The sequence below is a fragment of the Legionella nigrisilvae genome, from assembly GCF_977063395.2.
In genome coordinates, this window is the sequence record NZ_CDRUGZ020000019.1 from 479,523 (window position 1) to 496,816 (window position 17,294).

Below are 17,294 nucleotides of genomic sequence, written 5' to 3' on the forward strand. Positions count from 1 at the left end.
GTTTGATTTTAAAACCCAGGTGCCTTGGTAATTCAAACAATTGTAAAAGATCTTACCTCTGGATGAACTCTTTCGCTATGAAGCTCTTTGGTTTTACGGGCAAAAAAATTACTTGCCAGATAGGCACTAACACCCACCGTTGAAGAAACTGCCTCCGTAACAGCCAAAGGTGGTTTTTGTTCTTCATTATTTCGTTTGAAGAAAAAACCGCCCCCATAAGTCGCGTTTGCTGCTACATTAATGGTTTTTGTAAGCAACACATTTAAATCACCAAAATACAGTGGGACTGTGAAATTACTGTTCCCTAAATTAATTCCTATTTTAAAAGGTTCTGCGATTACCGGTCCATTATAATGTGCACCCCTCACATGCTCTTCGCTATGAGGTGGGTAAGTAATACTAGGGATGCTTTTTTCTGAAAAATGGAGAAATGCTGCGGTAACGGTATGGCTTAACATGGCATTGGCTATAGCTCCCGTAAACGCTTCCGCACCTACAAATGCATATTCTTTGTAACTAGGCTTAGCAATTTGTATGCCTTTCGTGCATGCATAGGAACGCCGCTCTTCCCTATTTTGTTGCCAATGATTAATACTGGCACCTAAAGTTTTTAAAGCGACACCTGAGGCGACACAAATAGTACTGGCAGTTTGCAACGTTCCGGCATTAATATAATCAGTAAGATTGTACGTGGTGCCATTATTTATATCTTTACCGTAAGACAAAGGAAACGATTCAGTAAAGCGATAGTTGTCCAAATTTATAAGGTCTACGCCTAGGGTAAAGTTACCCTTGGCTTCTACAGAGCCATAATAGGATGCGCTCACATCGTGTAAAGAAAGCGCATTAGAAACTGCAAATGCGGCACCGCCAAGAGTACATGCTAATGTAGCGCAGAGATTCACAGTATCTGCTACTGAATGAACTGCGGTATCCAACACCCAATTTGTTGCCGTCCAAAATTTATCCATCCACCGCATAAACATACCTTTTATTGATCGAAAAAAAACTCGCTCTGTTACTTAGCGAGTCGAATATGACGAATTTTTGTCTGAATAATCAGAACATAACTATTTCAACTGGTCAATATTATTTACAAGCTGAGCTATGATATTGCTTGGAGAATGTAAAAAAATTGCTCGTCGTATGTTCGGCTAGAAGTGACGCAAATAGGAATTTACCTCATTGGCACGATTTGTAAACAACCAATTGATCCCTCGATTGAGTTCTCTGTATAAACTATATTTAGAATCAACCATCCCCACCCCAATGATTTGTTGAGCGGCCTTTAACCTGTTAAGGGTTTTGTTATTAATCATAAAATAATGACCTAATACCCCGCCATAATTCTCTTTTAAACTCACATTACAAAATTGATGTACATTGTCATGAACTGCAACCAACAACAGGGCATTTTTTGGAAATTGCGACAAAGAAGAAAAAATCTGCGAATCCAAGGTAAGCAGATGATAATCCTCAACGGCAGATAGTCCCTGTAACGATTGGCTTAAGGCTTCCCCGTCCTCAAACGGCTCTTTTAATTCGATAAGTAAATGCATACTGCCCCCATAAGCAGCGATAACTTCATCCAGGGTAGGTACCTCGGGAACGAGAGCACGTAGTTCATTGAACTTTAGATGGGAAATCATTTGATCATGCCCCCATAGTCGCTTTAATGTGGCATCATGATTTACCACCAACACTTTATCTGCTGTAGCGCGTACATCAAATTCAATACCCCAACATCCCAATTCTTTTGCCAAATTAAATGCCGCAAGCGTATTTTCCATGATGCCTTGAGCATGATTGTGCGCTCCTCGGTGAGCAATCAACCGCGCGCTCTTTATGGTTTCTAAAGAGGGCTTGTTTCTGGGCATAAGAGCAAAATAACTATCCACTGTTTTTTGCAAAAAATTAAGTAACACGATGATATCCTAATGTTTTTATCCTTTTATTCTAAACAGGGAACATTGAAAACGCAAAAATAGCTGATTTCTCTTGCAACTTGTGTAAAAATAATAGACTTTTTAAGTTGATGAACAGTCTATGCCATTAATCACCACCGATATTAATCGGGCGATTTACGATTTAAAAGCAGGGAAACCTGTAGCCATCCCTACCGAAACGGTCTATGGATTAGCTGCACCTATTAATAATGAACAGGCAATTAGAGCAGTTTTTGCAATGAAGGAGCGCCCATTAAATCATCCTTTGATTGTTCATGTGGCTCCCAACTGGGATCTCAACAAGCTAGTTCAAGATATACCTCCTTATGCCCAGCAGCTCATTAAAGCATTTTGGCCAGGCCCTCTAACCCTGGTATTGCATTACAAGCCGGATCAAATTAATCCATTAATTACGGGTGGCCAAAATACCGTAGCCATTAGATGCCCGGCCCACCCCGTAGCCCAGGAATTATTAACCAAATTAGACATCCCTTTAGTTGCTCCCTCTGCCAACCCTTTTGGGAAAGTCAGCCCCACAACGGCACAGCATGTCAGTGAATCATTCCCTGACAAAGAATTAACCATTTTAGATGGAGGCCGCTGTACCGTAGGTATTGAATCGACTATTATTGATGCGACGCATGTGGAAAATTATCAAATTTTACGGCATGGACTACTCGATGAAAAAGCCATCGCAAAAGTGATTGCAACTCCGTCATTTCACCATGAAAATACACTCCGAGTTCCAGGTAAATTAGAAAGTCATTACCAACCCCATAAAACCCTATATTATTTTTCTTGCTACGATACACTTGCAGCTTTTTGCACAAAAAATTCTGAGAAAGTCTATGTCATGGCTAGTAATCGGCCCATAGGGATCCGCGAAGATCATTTTCATCTCTTAGAAAGCCATCCTAAAAAGGTAGCCTTTGATTTGTATTATCAATTAAGAAAAGCCGACGCATCCGATGCGGAGATTATTGCAATCGAACTCCCGCCTCCTACAGGAGAATGGCAAGGAGTAAGAGAGCGTATTTTAAAAGCAGGAACTTCTTATTCCAATTAATCTGAATATGATGACTTCAATAATTAGAAAAAGCATTGACAGATCAGCAAAATATGAGTAACTTAGCGCCACAATGCCGAGGTGGTGGAATTGGTAGACACGCTAGCTTCAGGTGCTAGTGGGGGCAACTCCGTGGAGGTTCGAGTCCTCTTCTCGGTACCATTGTTCACTTAGAACACTCCAAATTATACTTACTTTTGTTCCAGATTACGCACTCATTCTCCTTAAATACTACTCCTATCTCCTGGTTTTGCTGTTGTAGGCGATGTGGTTGATGGTGTGGGTGTTGGTTTAGTGGGTTTATTAGGAGGGTCTAAAAGATTATTCGTGTAAAAATCAAGGCCAATGCAATTCCCCATTTTTTTGCTCCATAAGGATACATTTTTTTCGTTTATATTTTGGGGGAGCTCTGAATAAAACTCAGTTTGACATTTATCAAAACTTGCAGGAATTAATGTCACACATTTATCATAGTTTATATTTGCATTTTGCAACAAGGTATTGGTCTTTGGATCATCAACTAAGCGACGACACATCTTTGATGGGGCGAGTTCTTTAAAAGCAGTAAGCCATTCATCCTTAGACAAGCTCTTATTCGGTGTTGCCAGCGCAATGGCCGAAAAAAATATACTGCTCATACCCATTATGCTGACTAAACCTTTTTGAGACATGATAGTTATTCCCTTAATAGTATTCATTAAAGGATAGACTTAAATAATTTGTTTTTCATAAATTTGGTACAGGATATTTTTATTACTTTATAAATTGCTATGGAATTCCACTGGGAAACATACCTCGCGAAAGCGTATAATAGATCGACCCTAAAAGGAGGAGCTCATGGACATCATTATTGGCGGCGGAACGGGATTAGTAGGTCAAATATTAGTACCAGCATTACTGCAGTCCGAACATAATATTTATGTGATTGGACGAGATAAAGAAAAAATTAAACATATCTTCCCAAATACCATCCATGCTGTCACTTGGGATGAGCTTCATACATTAGATCCGAATGAATTTGATGTGATTATTAATTTGACTGGCGAAAACATTGCAGAGCATCGATGGAGTATGAAAACCAAAGAAAAATTACTTTCCAGTCGTATTGAAACAACCAACCAATTGGTACTTTGGGGTAGCAAAGCTACAACCAAGAAACCGCATTTGTATAATGCCAGTGCGGTGAGCATTTATGGTTTACAGAAAAAACTAGCTCAAGACAATATTACATTTTCTGAAACAACGCCCGCACTTAGCACGGCTAAAACCAGCTTTGCAACGCAACTGGTTACTCAGTGGGAAGATGCGGCGAGAAGAGGCTTTGATGCGGGTATGCCTGTTACGTTAATGCGTTTTGGCGTCGTATTAAAACGTGGGGAAGGTATGTTAAAAAAATTGGAATTACCTGCTCAATATGGGATGGGAGCAGTGATTGGTTCTGGTGAACAACCCCTCGCATGGATTGATAGCACTGACCTGGTTGAGGCGATACAGTTTTTGTTATCAAATCCAAAAATAACAGGGCCAATTAACCTGGTCGCACCACAGCAGGTGTCACAAAAAACGTTTACCAAGACGCTCGCACAGGTACTTGGAAAACCGGCGTTCCTATGGATGCCTGCATGGGCAACAAAGCTTTTATTTGGTCAAATGAGTGAGGAATTATTACTATCAGGACAGACTGTAAACCCGCAGCGACTGGCAGAATATCAATTTAATTTCAAATATCCCACTTTATTATCCGCTTTAACTAAAGAATTTAGAGGTGAAGAATTACCATGAGTCTACGCATATTATCCTTAGATGAAGTCAAGCAAAGCATCACCATGAGCCAAGCAATAAAGGCGATGGAAAATGCATTTATTCAATTGGCTAAGCAGCAAGTTAAATTACCATTAAGAACAGGTATCCCAATTGAGGAAGAAGAGGCGCTCACTTTAACTATGCCTGCATATCTAGCCCAAGATAAAACATTAGGTTTAAAAGTGGTTTCTATTTTTCCCAAAAATAGCACGCGCAACAAACCCGCTATTACCGGTTTTATTATGTTACTGGATTCAACTACTGGCGAACCGCAGGCGCTCATGGATGCCAGTTATCTCACTGCGTTAAGAACAGGAGCAGTTTCTGGATTAGCAACCCAATATTTTGCCACAGATGATGCAAGCCATGTTGCACTCATCGGTTCAGGAGTTCAAGCGGAGACTCAACTGCAAGCTGTCGCCACTGTGCGTGATATAAAGCAAGTATCTGTCTGGTCAAGGAATATTAAGAATGCAGAACAATTTGCAGCTCAATTCGCCAACCAATATCACATCAATGTATATGATCATATTTCTTCAGCGGTTAAAGATGCAGACATTATCTGTACGGCCACTGCCAGCACCGAGCCATTAATTCACTTGCGCGACCTGAAGCCCCATGTCCATATTAATGCCATAGGCTCACATACCGCTATGATGAAAGAAATCAGTAGTGAAGTATTAAACCATGCTGTTGTGGTTGTTGATCAATTAAGTGCGGTTATGGCTGAAGCAGGGGAAATCATTAGTGCAATACAGCAAAATCAATTAAAACAAGAGGATATTATTGAGATAGGTAATTGGCTACTCAGTAAGGATGTAGAATATAAAAAACAAATCAGCGTGTTCAAATCAGTAGGGCTCTCAATACAAGACCTAGGTGTTGCTTCGGTTGTGTATCAGAATGCTATAAACAACCATCTAGGAACGTTGTTTAACTTAAACTAACGAAAGTAAAGGAACCGTATCAATTTTAGCTTCGTCTCACCAGGCTACAGTTTAATCGCTCTAAACAGGTCATCATAAGTGTTTAAGACGAGGCGCCCCCTATTTTTAGCGGGCTATTTTAGTTCTCCTAACGCTTCACCTAAGCGTATAGGACTTCCTGCTTGCAAAGCGTCACTCCAATGCACTTGCGCACCGTTTGCAAACATCAAGACTACCGTGGAGCCTAATTTAAAGTAGCCCATTTCATCACCTTGAACCATTTTCTTTTGTTTCTTATCCTTGTTGTATTCGAAATCAACACGATTTTTACTCCGTTTGATGTCCCCATGCCAACTGGTTCCTATCGCTCCAACTATAGTGGCTCCCACCATCACCATCACCATAGGACCTACCTTGGTAGAAAAAAAGATTGCCAGCCGTGCATTTCGCGCAAATAATTTTGGCACAACCCGAACGGTTGAAGGTTGTACTGAAAATAAAGCTCCGGGGATATAGGTCATCGATACGATTTCAGCATCCATTGGCATATGCACCCGATGATAATCTTTCGGTGATAAATAAATTGTTGCAAAACGTCCATTTACAAATTCGGCTGCCCTATCTGTATCACATGCTAAAAGATCTGCGACTGAATAATAACGACCTTTTGCCTGAATTAATTGACCTTGCTCTATAGTTCCTAGTTCGCTTATGCAACCATCTACCGGTGAGATAATGTCTGCCTTAGCCAATGGCCTACATTCTGGTTTTAAATGGCGGATAAAAAAATCATTAAAACATGTGTATGCAGTGGGATCTTCAATTAAAGCCTCACTCATGTTAACCTGATATTTTCGTATAAATCTCTGAATAATATAGTTTTTTACTTTGACATTTTTTACTTCAGCCAAACAACCTGCGAGAGTTGTAAGGCCATGTTGAGGGATCAGATATTGAGGTAATGTTTTTATTAAGTCAAAAGACATGTGAAACTCGCACCGCGTTTTTAGAAAAGGGGATAATAACCTATACTTCCCGTGGTCACAAATACAGCGGTGTTGTATCCTTACTATGATTCGATTCGCCAGAGGTAATTTGTAACTGACGATGCGAAGCAGAAATCGTTTCACGATGATATTTCAGATTGGCAAGATAAAACGCTTTATGCGTATCAGTCATTTGAAATCGATCAACTACTTGATATTTTTGCTCCTGCAACATCATCGGATATTTAGAAACTTCTCTTTTAATTGTTTCTACTATTTTGACAAATAAACACTCATTTAATGTTGAGCTCTCACCTCCATTCATAAAAATCATGGCAAGTGCTTTCGAATTACAATTTCCTTCTATATACCCTTCTACTTCCGATCTCCTGGATACCCCTATAAGGTTGCCCCATGTTTTTGATTCATATTTTGTTAAAGTAGAATTGATTAAGCTCTTAAATGATTTAGAAGTTAGGGTATCTACCCAATCATAAATCGCCTTATACATCATGTTCATGCCTCCATCGCTATAAGGGTGAGTAAATCGCTTGTTTTCCTTCGCAAATGAAACCACATCTCTCGTAAAATCGGCGATTCCCTTTTCAAAACTCTTATCTTTATCCCTAATTGCCAAGTCTATACTGGGTATAGGATGTTTTTGCAACATAAGAGGAGTAAGCCCCAGGATTAGTTGAGTATTCAATGCGCCGTTATCTAGAGGTCCTGAGCTTAAAACATAAGCCAAGCGATTATCACCACTTTCATTTCCGCTTGTCTTTAAATATTGCCTAACCGGTTCGGCTCGTTGCCGAAATGATATTAAAGGTAATAAAGGTGCATATTTTTTATCGATAATTTCGTTAATATAACGTTCTAATTCCTCAGGCTTAAGGCTTTTTGCCCAAACAAATAACGAATCATGATATTGTTTTTTCACATCTTCATGGGTAAAAGGCAATACATCCCTTTTTACGGAAAGCAAAGCTTTTTCCATAAGCTCATCGGTAGTAGTCAAATGCAATTGGAAACTAACCTGTTCCGCTAGCAACTTAAGACTTGAAGCAATACCATTAAATTCAGCAGCATGAGTTGTCGTATTGGCTAAAGCTTGGCGAATTTTTAAGTTATACGTTTGATAAAGTAAGCTGAGCTTATTGGAAAATTCAAGATTGTCTTCTTCGGTAAGATCTTTACGTTCTTTTTCATAATACGCTTTGGTGACCGCACGAAATTCATTAACAAATGCGACCATTGATAATACTGCATCTCGTAATTTACTGTCTTTATCCACACTAATTTTTGATTCAATGGTTTCAGCAGACAGTAAAGGGAGGTTGCCAAATAACTCCCATGCATTGGTTAAGGTTTCATCGGTGGCGTTTTTACTTACCAACTCGGAAATTTGTACATAAGGGGGATTAGTAGCTTCTTTAAGTAAAGCGTTTGTTAGTCGGTAGGAGCTGTAGATCAACTCTTTCATTATAGGGGCAAATGCATCACGCCAAACTTGATGATAACGGTTTTGCAATTCACCAAGATCATACTTAAGCGTCTCTTCTTTTGCAAAGTTGGTTGCATTTTCTTTTTTGGTCCATTCTTCTACCTTGCGGTAAAAAGAGGGTTTTTGATAGAGCGCCAAATACGTAGGCGGTAACGGTAAACCATAGCCGTTATCCATACATCCCATATAAAAAACTACAACTCGGTACAAATTATCATAATGTTCCTGATATAAACTCATCATAAAATCAACAAATGATTCTGTATTTGTTTTTTCATTACAAAAACGAGGATACATCTCTTCATATTTTGCCCTTAAACTGGGATCAGTTTCATCTAATGAAGTGTAGTTTAAAGGTAAATCCCCGAAGAGTTCCGTTAAGCGCTTGCGTTGTACCTCGGGCTGAAAGGTTAATAGAGCCTTCAAAGCTGCAGCCAGCTTTTGTTCTTGGGCAACCGAATTTTGCGCCAAACGTGCGAACTCAACTGGGTCTGCATAAGCTTTAGGCAATCGTTTAAGCGCGAGTTCTTGTACCCCAGGTATAATCACCGGAATAGTCTCTTGCCCCGGATGGGTATAATGTGGCCAATGATAAGGCATAGAGTCTTGAACATTAGGAAAAGTCTCATAATCACGAACAGTTAGGGTAATGTGCTTTTTGGGAACACCGATTACTGATCTTGGTTCTTTCATATAGATAGTGAACCAATAGAAAAACATGTCAAAATCGATATCACCGTTTAAACTCAGGTTATGCGGATGCGCATCATCATCATCAAGAAACCATCTGCCGAGCAAAAGTTCCATGATGTTTTTCTCAATAAGTGTTTTTACACTAGGAGCAACTTGTTCCTTTAAAGTACTATTTATAGGAATCCCTTCTTTAGCAAAATGAAAGGGCTTGAAGTCTTCAACACCAATGGAGAGCGTTCCGATTAATTTATCTTGGGTGTGGCCTCTTTTTGCGGTAATTTCTAGAATATGACTCTTTACCGTTTGAAGCTGCTCTAGAGTGAACGGTTGTTCCGGCTTAAAATCGGGAATATCTTTGATTAAAATGGTATCTTCTTTTACCAATCCCTCTGGAGTTTTAACCACGTATTTCAGAGAATCATCGTGATCTAATTTAATATAAAGGGTGTTTTCTTTTTGGGGGCTATTCGATTCAAGGTTATCAGATAATAATTCTATATCATATTGCTCAAATACTAAGCGTTCTTCGGCAGATCTTTTTCCTTGAAACAACCTCTTGAATGAGGAAGTCGCTACACTTATTTTGGCTAATAATTCGGGGTAGTGATTTTTTGGTTCTAATCTTTTAAAAAAAGCTTTCTTGGTAACGCCATCTTCTTCAAAAGTAACGTGAAATGTTTGATGCGAGCTATCGGAGATAGGGTTTTTTTCAGAATAAGTGAGTTGACTATGTCTTAGCGCCTTTTTTGGAATTCCCATATGTTTAATCCATTAAATCACAGTAGTCCTTTAGAATAGTTCATATTAAGCAGAAATATTCAATAAGTTCAAGAATAATTTTCAAACAGATAACTAGGAAACTAAACAATACGCTTCAAGCTCTAGCCACATCACCAAAAAATGATCTTTAATATGATAGGCAGCTTTTTTTATTATAACTCAGCAAGTTACAGTAGAGGTCTGGAATTATAAGAATGCCCTAGCCCGGAGGGAGATAAGTTCTCGGGGCTAAGGCTGTAGCCTATAACGGCTACACTTGTTTAACTCATTTCACAACATGGATTGAATGACCACCATTCATTCTCATCCTTTGTTTCCGGCTCTATAAGCGACAGGACTTCTTTATCAAGAGCTCGGATCTCTTCTCCTGAGCTGGTTTGATTAAAAAACCAAAAATTTCCAGTCTTGTGGTATTTATATCCATTGGCCCCTAATAAGGAACAAGCGGCGATCACTATATTAGCAAGGACAATGATCGCTTTGTAGATATACGAGTCACTTTCAGGATCAACAATATCAAGTATTTTCTTTTCAGCTTTCTTTAATTCGGTACGCATGTCTTTGGCAATACTCGGATTCAAAAGCATTTTATAAGCAATAGTATATAATGAAATTCTATAGTCTGCTTCTGCTTGTTGCCATTTTTCATACGTTGCTCTATTTGAGGAATCCCCCGACAACCGCCCATGAATTATTTTACATTGTGCTTCCACACGTAAAATTACTTGGCGAAACCGTTGGGCTTTTTCATTCTCTTCCTCTGCCGCGAATTCCACCATTTCAGTTTTGAGCTTTAAATCTTGCATTTGGCTAACGCAAATAAATCGCTCCCTTAAATGTGTAGCTAAAGCCAATTGCACAGGATCGGTTATTGCAAGTACTGCATTTCCTTGGGTCTGGATCCCATTTTGTACGCCAGCATAAAGAACCTTTATTAATACCTTTCGAGTATTTTCCTCAATATGTTTCAACTGGGGTAAAAAAAGACGTAAAGCTTGCCCCTGAGAGTTTTTACCCAACACCAAGTGATATGCTTTGGGCACGATTGCGGGTCCTATCCCTCGGTCTTTTACTTCTACTTTCCCCACTCCTGATTCCCTTAATAGAAGTAGTGCTTTACTGGCTGCTTCAAGTTCTTGAGGCTTTAACTCACGTAGACGTGCGGGAACATCATGCAGACCTGAAAGCTCATTACTAAAATGCTTGAGAATTGATTCTTGCAAATGGCGGCGAGGAACTAAGGCCACTCGTTCCAGTTCTTCAATATTGTGCGTTTTTCTTTGATCCAAAGCAACCAAGGTCGAAGCCATTAAGGGATAATCCTTGGTGGCATCAATTATTCGTTGATAGCCATCCGCAGATAAAGATCCTTTGACCCAAAAAATCAAGCAAAGTCTCTTACAGTCTTCATCGGGTAGCGAATGGATAAATCTTAATTCCTCCAGTTTTTTAGGATCTTTAAAAAATTGGGGAACATCTTCCGTGAGAGCCGGTTCTAATGTTACTAAAGTATCTATTGCCTGGTAATAGGCATCATCAGATAAGATAAGACGGATTAAATCTTCAGGATAATTTTGTTGTATTAAAAAAGGAAGTAATTTAATTTGCGTCTCATTCCACATAAAACCACTGAATTTTTTTATGAACTCAAAATTCTTCAGCAGCTCCCGATTTTGTTCGAGGAGCCCTTTTTCATAAAATATGATTGTGATTTTTAACAAACTCTTATTTATCCGCTCATCATCAGTGAATTTAATTTTTAAAATTTCCTTACACAATGGGCTGGAGGGCTTCAAAAGTTGTTGAATTAAGGGAACAGGCAAAGAAAATTCATTTAGTATTTTGTAGTGAAAAAGCAAATCTATAGCTGGATTTTCTGCAAATAAATCGCGTAAATTGAAATCGCGAAAAGGAATAGACGTGCGAACTGTCGCAGCATCCTGTTCTACATGTAACTTTTTCATCAATAATGCAATACGTTGAAAACGTAAATTGATTCCATTATCTTTATTGAATGCTTTTTGTATTAAATATTTGGGCAGAGCAGAGCCAATTTGATTTAATAGTGGATCCAAAGAGGAGCCAGAAGAAATGCTGATCCCAGAGCCAGGTACTGTAATAAACGGCTGTAAATCAAAACTCGCTGCACAGATAATTTCTCGATCCTGTGGTACTGCATGTCCTTTTTTCATTAAGCCGATTATCCATTGTTTTGGATCATCCTTTCGATACAAAACCACAAGACCACAGTCTTCTTCTGCATCGTTAATGTAGGCGAAATCCTGACGAATCAACTGAGCATGATAGACTTCCAAAGTTTCATCTTTTTTCTTTAGAGGCTGGGGACCAAATAAATAGGCTAAATTACCTGCAGTCATATTACCCTGCAGAAAATGACTTCCTGATGCCTTCTTTTGCCAAATATTTAAATGTTTTATTGCTTGCGGTACAGAGCCAAGGAAATTAATGACTTCCCTATAAATTATTTTGATGCCATTTTTTTGTTCTGCAATTGCCCAGTCCTGTCCAAATGCTTGGAACATTTGTTGTGCATTTCCCTGTACGATAAAAGGCATAATTCATTTCTCAATATGACAAATTGAGAGTATTATAACCAATAATTGGCGTAAATGGTGATGATTTTTTGCTAAAATTGCATTTTTAATACCTCGTTATCCGTTTGTGAAGGCAAAGAAAACCCCCTCGTTCTCCGGCTTGTCCGCAAATCCGTCATTTCGCTCCATTTTAGAGCCTAAGGAAAGCCGCAGAAGAGTACACTTGGCAGGTCTATTTAGAAGTTACTTTATTAAATGGAACATTTACTTGGAAAAGAAAAGAACATGAAATGTAATATTATAGGTGCTGGCCGGTTGGGTAAAAATATAGCCTTATCCTTGTTTAAAGCGCAGCTCTTTTCATCCATTTCAATTTGTAACCGAAGTTTGGATAATGCCCAAAAAGCATGTCGTGAGATAGGTTTCGGCCAAGCTTTCGACAAAATAGAACGCTTACCTGCAGCAGAGGTAACCTTTATCTGTTGTAATGATGATGTTATTGAAGACGTTGTAAGAACTTTAGCTCATAGCGACACTTTAAAGCCCGGAAATTTCGTGATTCACTGTAGCGGCGTACTCAGTTCCGCTTCACTTGCCCCATTAAGAAAAAAAGACTGCTTTGTGGCGAGTTTTCATCCTTTAAAAGCATTTAAGACAAACTATCTCGAGCCCTCCGCGTTTAATCGTGTCGACTGTGTTGTGGAGGGAGACAATGAAGTATGTGAATGGTTAAAAATCCTATGTAAGCAATTGAACGCGCAACTAATTACTATTAAACCTGAAGCAAAAGCCGCATATCATGCCGCAGCCTGTATGGCTTCGAATTATTTAATTACCTTAGCAGCTTGCAGTGAAGAATTATTTCTAAAAGCGGGAATTAATAACCAACAAAGTCGGCAGATGATGGTTAATTTAATGCAAGGAAATCTAAATAATTTACTGCAAACAGAACAGATTGCAGAATCCCTAACCGGGCCCTTGGCCCGAGGCGATGCCCAAACCATCGCCTTACATTTGGACGCCATTGATAATGCAGAAATAAAGCGTTTATATCAAAGCGCCGCTTTAGCTACATTGCCGATGACGCAATTGTCTATGGAAATAAAGCAGAATATTAGCGACCTTTGTAATCTAGAGTAGCCAGAATTTTAGCCAGAGTGCTGAGGGAAACTTGGGGAATTTCGCACCAACCCTCTGGTTTAGGTCTTCGTTTCCACCAGGCTAAAATTTCACTACCACTCAGTCCTAAAATTAAATGTTATTTTAATACCATACTCCCATTGCCTACTGATGGGATTTCCTCTGGGGAAGCGTAGGGTAACTCACCAGAACGTTTTTTGGGCTCAAGAATCTTTTCTTCAACTTCCTCTTTATCTGCTTGTGCTAAACCTAACCCTGAAAGAGCTTTTATACCAGCATTGTAATCAGTGCTAACTGAGGAAGGGACAGAACTCTGTATTTCTTGTTTCTTTTCTTCATTTTCTTCATTTTCTAGCTTTTCCATACTTCCTTTCTTGAATAAATCCTTTTCCTCACTGGTTAATGTTTTTCCTTTGCCAGTAAATAAATTGTCTTCACTTAAAACCTCAAGCACCACATCTCGTGTTCGCTTATCCTGACCTTTATGTGCTTGAGTTTTGCTCGCACCGGTTGCGTCAAGCTTCATTTCCCTATCCGCCGCATTGTTGGTGTCGAATAAACCTGAATAGAATTTTCTCACACCCGAAAATGCGAATAACACTAAAGGCACTACAAGAAGCATGGGTGATATCAAAGCAATACGAGCAGTCCATTGCAAAAAGGGACTTCTAATATCTTGCACCGCTGAAAAACTGCTTACCTTTGCAGCACCACCTTGGTCCTCGCGGGAAATCGCAGCAGCACCACCATGCATGTTACATTTGCTCACTGATTTAGCTATTGCAACCCGTAATTTCTCGGGATCGGCTGTATTACCTTGTGTATAAGCTATCATTTGCTTATACACTGCGCGTTCATGATCTCTCAACCCATTTTGATTTCCTGCATGCTCCACACGCTCATGAATACTTTTTAATAACGCAAAACGTAACATAACATCCTGATTTCGTTCATTACCGCTTTTACAACCGCCAGTGGAGGCCCATTCGATATACATACTGAGAGCTTGACTGAGTTGGCCAAAGCGACTGTCCCAATGCTGATTGGTTGCAATCATGCGAGCTAGAGAATTGGAAGCTAGGGTAGGTAAGTGATTAGGTCCGATTTCATTTTTATTAGCTTCTAATTGAGTTTCGTTGTCCAACTGCGCTTTGAACCCTTCTTTAAAAGCTCTAATTTCCTTAATTAATTTTTCACCTTGCTGGGATTCAGCAAAATATAGGGGTCTGGACTTATCGTTTAGAAATTCACGATACCCCTTAAGTACTTTCGTATTTATTCCAGATAATTGTTCTTTTATTTTGTCACTAAGAAAAGCACTATTTTCTTGTAGGGTATGCAGCATTGCCATTTCGGCACTTAAGGTAATATCATCCAATTCCAAAGACCCGGTGAAATCTAAAAATCCCCGGTCCTCTCGATAACCTAAATCTCGAGTTTGACGATTGGTACCTATATTTTGTATGTATATGAAATTATTCTTTGGGGGTTGTTCTTGTTGTTGAATTTCGGCCAATTTTTCCATCTTTACTAGCTCATCTTTTAATCCCTTCAAATGACGGTCCTTGGCCAATATTGGTTCGTGTTTTGCTCTTAACCTTGAAAGCGCTGACTTCTTCTGTGCTATTTCTGAATCTTGTTGGTTTGAAATGCCCTCCTTTAAACCCCTTAACTCCTCCTCTGCTTCTCTTATAATTCCATTCGCTATCCCCACTTCAACCGTTAAATTGGGATTTTCCTTCTCAAATCTAGCGATTTGATCTCGGAGCTTTTCCACGCGTACAATCCATGGGGTATTAAAATCATGCATGGCTTGCATGATATATAGGGCACTTGCTCTTTGTCGGTTACTCTTATCTAAATATTGATCAAAAAACTCGGAGTGAAACGAAGTGAATAAGCTCTCCACAGCAGGTCCATCTTTTTCACCACGCATAGCGCGCATTTCATCATGGAGAAAACCAAATTTCTGTACTAAGTCTTTTTTTATTAACTCATCCGACATACCATGAAAAATCAGTGCTGGGGAGGGAATACGAGAGCTAACAGCAGAAGTCGGTTGCAAAACACCATCTTGATCACGATAAGTATATGTAACCCGTCTAAAGGCGGCTTGATCTTGTCGGCCTTCCTTGAAGTGAGGCTTATCATGGGCGGTATTTTCAGTACCTGTTATCAACATACCCTGTTGTAAATAGTTCGAGGTGTGAAAATAATCGAATCCTGTCGCAGTTTGATGCGTAAATGAATCTTTATTTAAGCGGCTGCTTAGATTTTGCATGTACTTTAAAATTTCATCTCGACCCAAATCTTGGGTTTTCAAATGTGTCACGACACCTTCTATGAGGATTTTTTTTGAAAAGTCAGCTAACTTAACTCGTTCTTTAGCCAAATTTTTATTAAGTTTATAAAGATCCACAATACCTTCGTTATTGGTAGCTTTGGAAACCGCATTCTTATAAGATTCAGCCACTTTATCCTGAAGAGTTAAAGCTGCTTGATGACGTATATTTTGCCAATCCTCTTTACCAATCTTAGATGGCTCTTTATCAAAATGTTCGGAGACACCCTCATAAGTTTTAACCATTAAGCACATATGAGCATAGCTTTCTTCAAAAGAGGCGACCATGCTCCCTCTTTGATGGGCCACTAGGTTTTGCCAACCATACTTCGCCACAAACATAGCACGGAGCTTTTTGAATAACTCTTCATTATTCTTAGGAGCCTTATCAATACAGCCTAAATCAATGGAACATAAGGTAGTTGATGTGGGGGTACGGCCGCCAAGTAATTTTGTGAGATCAGAGTCGATCTTGCCTTCTAGTACTTCCCTCCTGACCTTTGATTCTTGCTTATAGCGAATGCTTTCTAGTGCTTGCTTATTGAGGAGGGGTAACGCCTCTGTTATTTTATCAAGAACTTCATTTCGCTCTTCTAGGGTAAGCGTTAACTCGTAAACTAAACGTCCTTGAGGATCAAACAATAAATCTGTTTCATCCTTAACACGCTCGAAAGTTTTTTGATATAGATAATCTTGATATATGGCATTGGCTTTGGCTACCGCATATCGTTTGTTCTCAATATCTATTCCTAATTTGAGTGCATTAAAATCTTCAAGTGCGGCCTTATATTTTTTATGTCCGTCAATAACTTCTTTAATTGTTATAAATTCTTTGAGTTCGGGAGACAAATTTTGGAAGTCTGCATTTATTGCATATATCGCTTGTTGGGCAGCGCTGTTCTCACCTTTTTGTGCCGCCAGAGCGAGTAATTTCTGATATACAGCGATTTGGATTTTCGGGTCGTCTTTTGCTAGGTTTTCGAACGCTTTTAAATAATCTTCTTTACGTGCCCTAGTAATTTTGCCTACATCCTTGGCGGGGGGGGTATTGTCGACAATCGCATTGATGCTATCTAACGCCTTTTGGGCATTACTTTCCTTGCCATCTTGAGCAGCTTTATTGAGTAATTTTTCATAAATTGCGACTTGGGTAGCCGAGTCTAATTTTTTAAATACATCTAGATATTTATCATTAGCAGCACTAATAACATTATTGAAATCATGCGTTACATCCACTTCTTGAAACCAATTTGGGAGAGCATCGTTTATGCTTTTTAAGGCTTCTTTGGCAGCAGCTTGGTCGTTATTACCTTCTTCACCGGCTTTATAGAGTAATTTTTGGTAAATTGCGATTTGTACATCTACACGCCGTATTTCTTTGAACTGCTCCAGATATTGTCCATTACCCGCATTAAGAACCTTATTGAAATGTTCTAAGAATGACATCCCGACTCCTAAAATAGTCTTTATGATCATATTTTAGCATAGGAAACATTATCTAAACCTTATGTAAAGCAAAAGTGGTCAACAGAGCAGAGTGTGCCTCATGATGCA

The 17,294-nt window shown here is 39.2% G+C and carries 11 protein-coding genes and 1 tRNA gene; 5 read left to right on the forward strand and 7 right to left on the reverse strand.

Annotated elements, in window-relative coordinates; all coding sequences use genetic code 11:
* Nucleotides 1–32 precede the first annotated feature (32 nt).
* Nucleotides 33–980 (reverse strand): hypothetical protein, encoded by a 948-nt coding sequence (locus ACWTE2_RS07220; protein WP_454784809.1) that lies wholly within the window; start codon nucleotides 978–980, stop codon nucleotides 33–35.
* 174 nt (nucleotides 981–1,154) lie between these two features.
* Nucleotides 1,155–1,925, reverse strand: a complete 771-nt coding sequence (locus tag ACWTE2_RS07225; RefSeq protein WP_454784810.1) for a glycerophosphodiester phosphodiesterase — start codon at nucleotides 1,923–1,925, stop codon at nucleotides 1,155–1,157.
* 121 nt (nucleotides 1,926–2,046) lie between these two features.
* Here ACWTE2_RS07225 and ACWTE2_RS07230 point away from each other — a divergent pair, with 121 nt between their 5' ends.
* Nucleotides 2,047–3,012, forward strand: a complete 966-nt coding sequence (locus ACWTE2_RS07230) for an L-threonylcarbamoyladenylate synthase (RefSeq protein WP_454784811.1) — start codon at nucleotides 2,047–2,049, stop codon at nucleotides 3,010–3,012.
* Between the two features lie 75 nt (nucleotides 3,013–3,087).
* Nucleotides 3,088–3,174: transfer RNA gene (locus ACWTE2_RS07235), tRNA-Leu, on the forward strand.
* 62 nt (nucleotides 3,175–3,236) lie between these two features.
* Here ACWTE2_RS07235 and ACWTE2_RS07240 read toward each other — a convergent pair.
* Nucleotides 3,237–3,683 (reverse strand): hypothetical protein, encoded by a 447-nt coding sequence (locus ACWTE2_RS07240; RefSeq protein ID WP_454784812.1) that lies wholly within the window; start codon nucleotides 3,681–3,683, stop codon nucleotides 3,237–3,239.
* A 166-nt stretch (nucleotides 3,684–3,849) separates the two neighbouring features.
* Between ACWTE2_RS07240 and ACWTE2_RS07245 the strand changes: the two genes are divergently transcribed.
* Complete coding sequence (locus tag ACWTE2_RS07245; protein WP_454784813.1) at nucleotides 3,850–4,794, forward strand: TIGR01777 family oxidoreductase; 945 nt, start codon at nucleotides 3,850–3,852, stop codon at nucleotides 4,792–4,794.
* Nucleotides 4,791–5,762, forward strand: a complete 972-nt coding sequence (locus tag ACWTE2_RS07250) for an ornithine cyclodeaminase family protein (RefSeq protein ID WP_454784814.1) — start codon at nucleotides 4,791–4,793, stop codon at nucleotides 5,760–5,762. The genes ACWTE2_RS07245 and ACWTE2_RS07250 overlap by 4 nt, the downstream gene beginning before the upstream one ends.
* Nucleotides 5,763–5,875: 113 nt before the next feature.
* On the opposite strand, the gene asd is transcribed toward ACWTE2_RS07250, so the two are convergent.
* The 3 genes from asd to ACWTE2_RS07265 form a co-directional block, all read right to left on the reverse strand.
* Nucleotides 5,876–6,727: an archaetidylserine decarboxylase gene (gene asd / locus ACWTE2_RS07255; RefSeq protein WP_454784815.1), complete on the reverse strand. Its 852-nt coding sequence runs from the start codon at nucleotides 6,725–6,727 to the stop codon at nucleotides 5,876–5,878.
* A 55-nt stretch (nucleotides 6,728–6,782) separates the two neighbouring features.
* A complete protein-coding gene (locus tag ACWTE2_RS07260; protein ID WP_454784816.1) occupies nucleotides 6,783–9,683 on the reverse strand; it encodes a hypothetical protein in 2,901 nt (966 codons plus the stop codon).
* 281 nt (nucleotides 9,684–9,964) lie between these two features.
* Nucleotides 9,965–12,280: a hypothetical protein gene (locus tag ACWTE2_RS07265; RefSeq protein ID WP_454784817.1), complete on the reverse strand. Its 2,316-nt coding sequence runs from the start codon at nucleotides 12,278–12,280 to the stop codon at nucleotides 9,965–9,967.
* Between the two features lie 234 nt (nucleotides 12,281–12,514).
* Between ACWTE2_RS07265 and ACWTE2_RS07270 the strand changes: the two genes are divergently transcribed.
* Nucleotides 12,515–13,399, forward strand: a complete 885-nt coding sequence (locus ACWTE2_RS07270; RefSeq protein WP_454784818.1) for a Rossmann-like and DUF2520 domain-containing protein — start codon at nucleotides 12,515–12,517, stop codon at nucleotides 13,397–13,399.
* 118 nt (nucleotides 13,400–13,517) lie between these two features.
* On the opposite strand, the gene ACWTE2_RS07275 is transcribed toward ACWTE2_RS07270, so the two are convergent.
* Nucleotides 13,518–17,186, reverse strand: a complete 3,669-nt coding sequence (locus ACWTE2_RS07275) for a hypothetical protein (protein WP_454784819.1) — start codon at nucleotides 17,184–17,186, stop codon at nucleotides 13,518–13,520.
* Nucleotides 17,187–17,294: the final 108 nt, after the last annotated feature.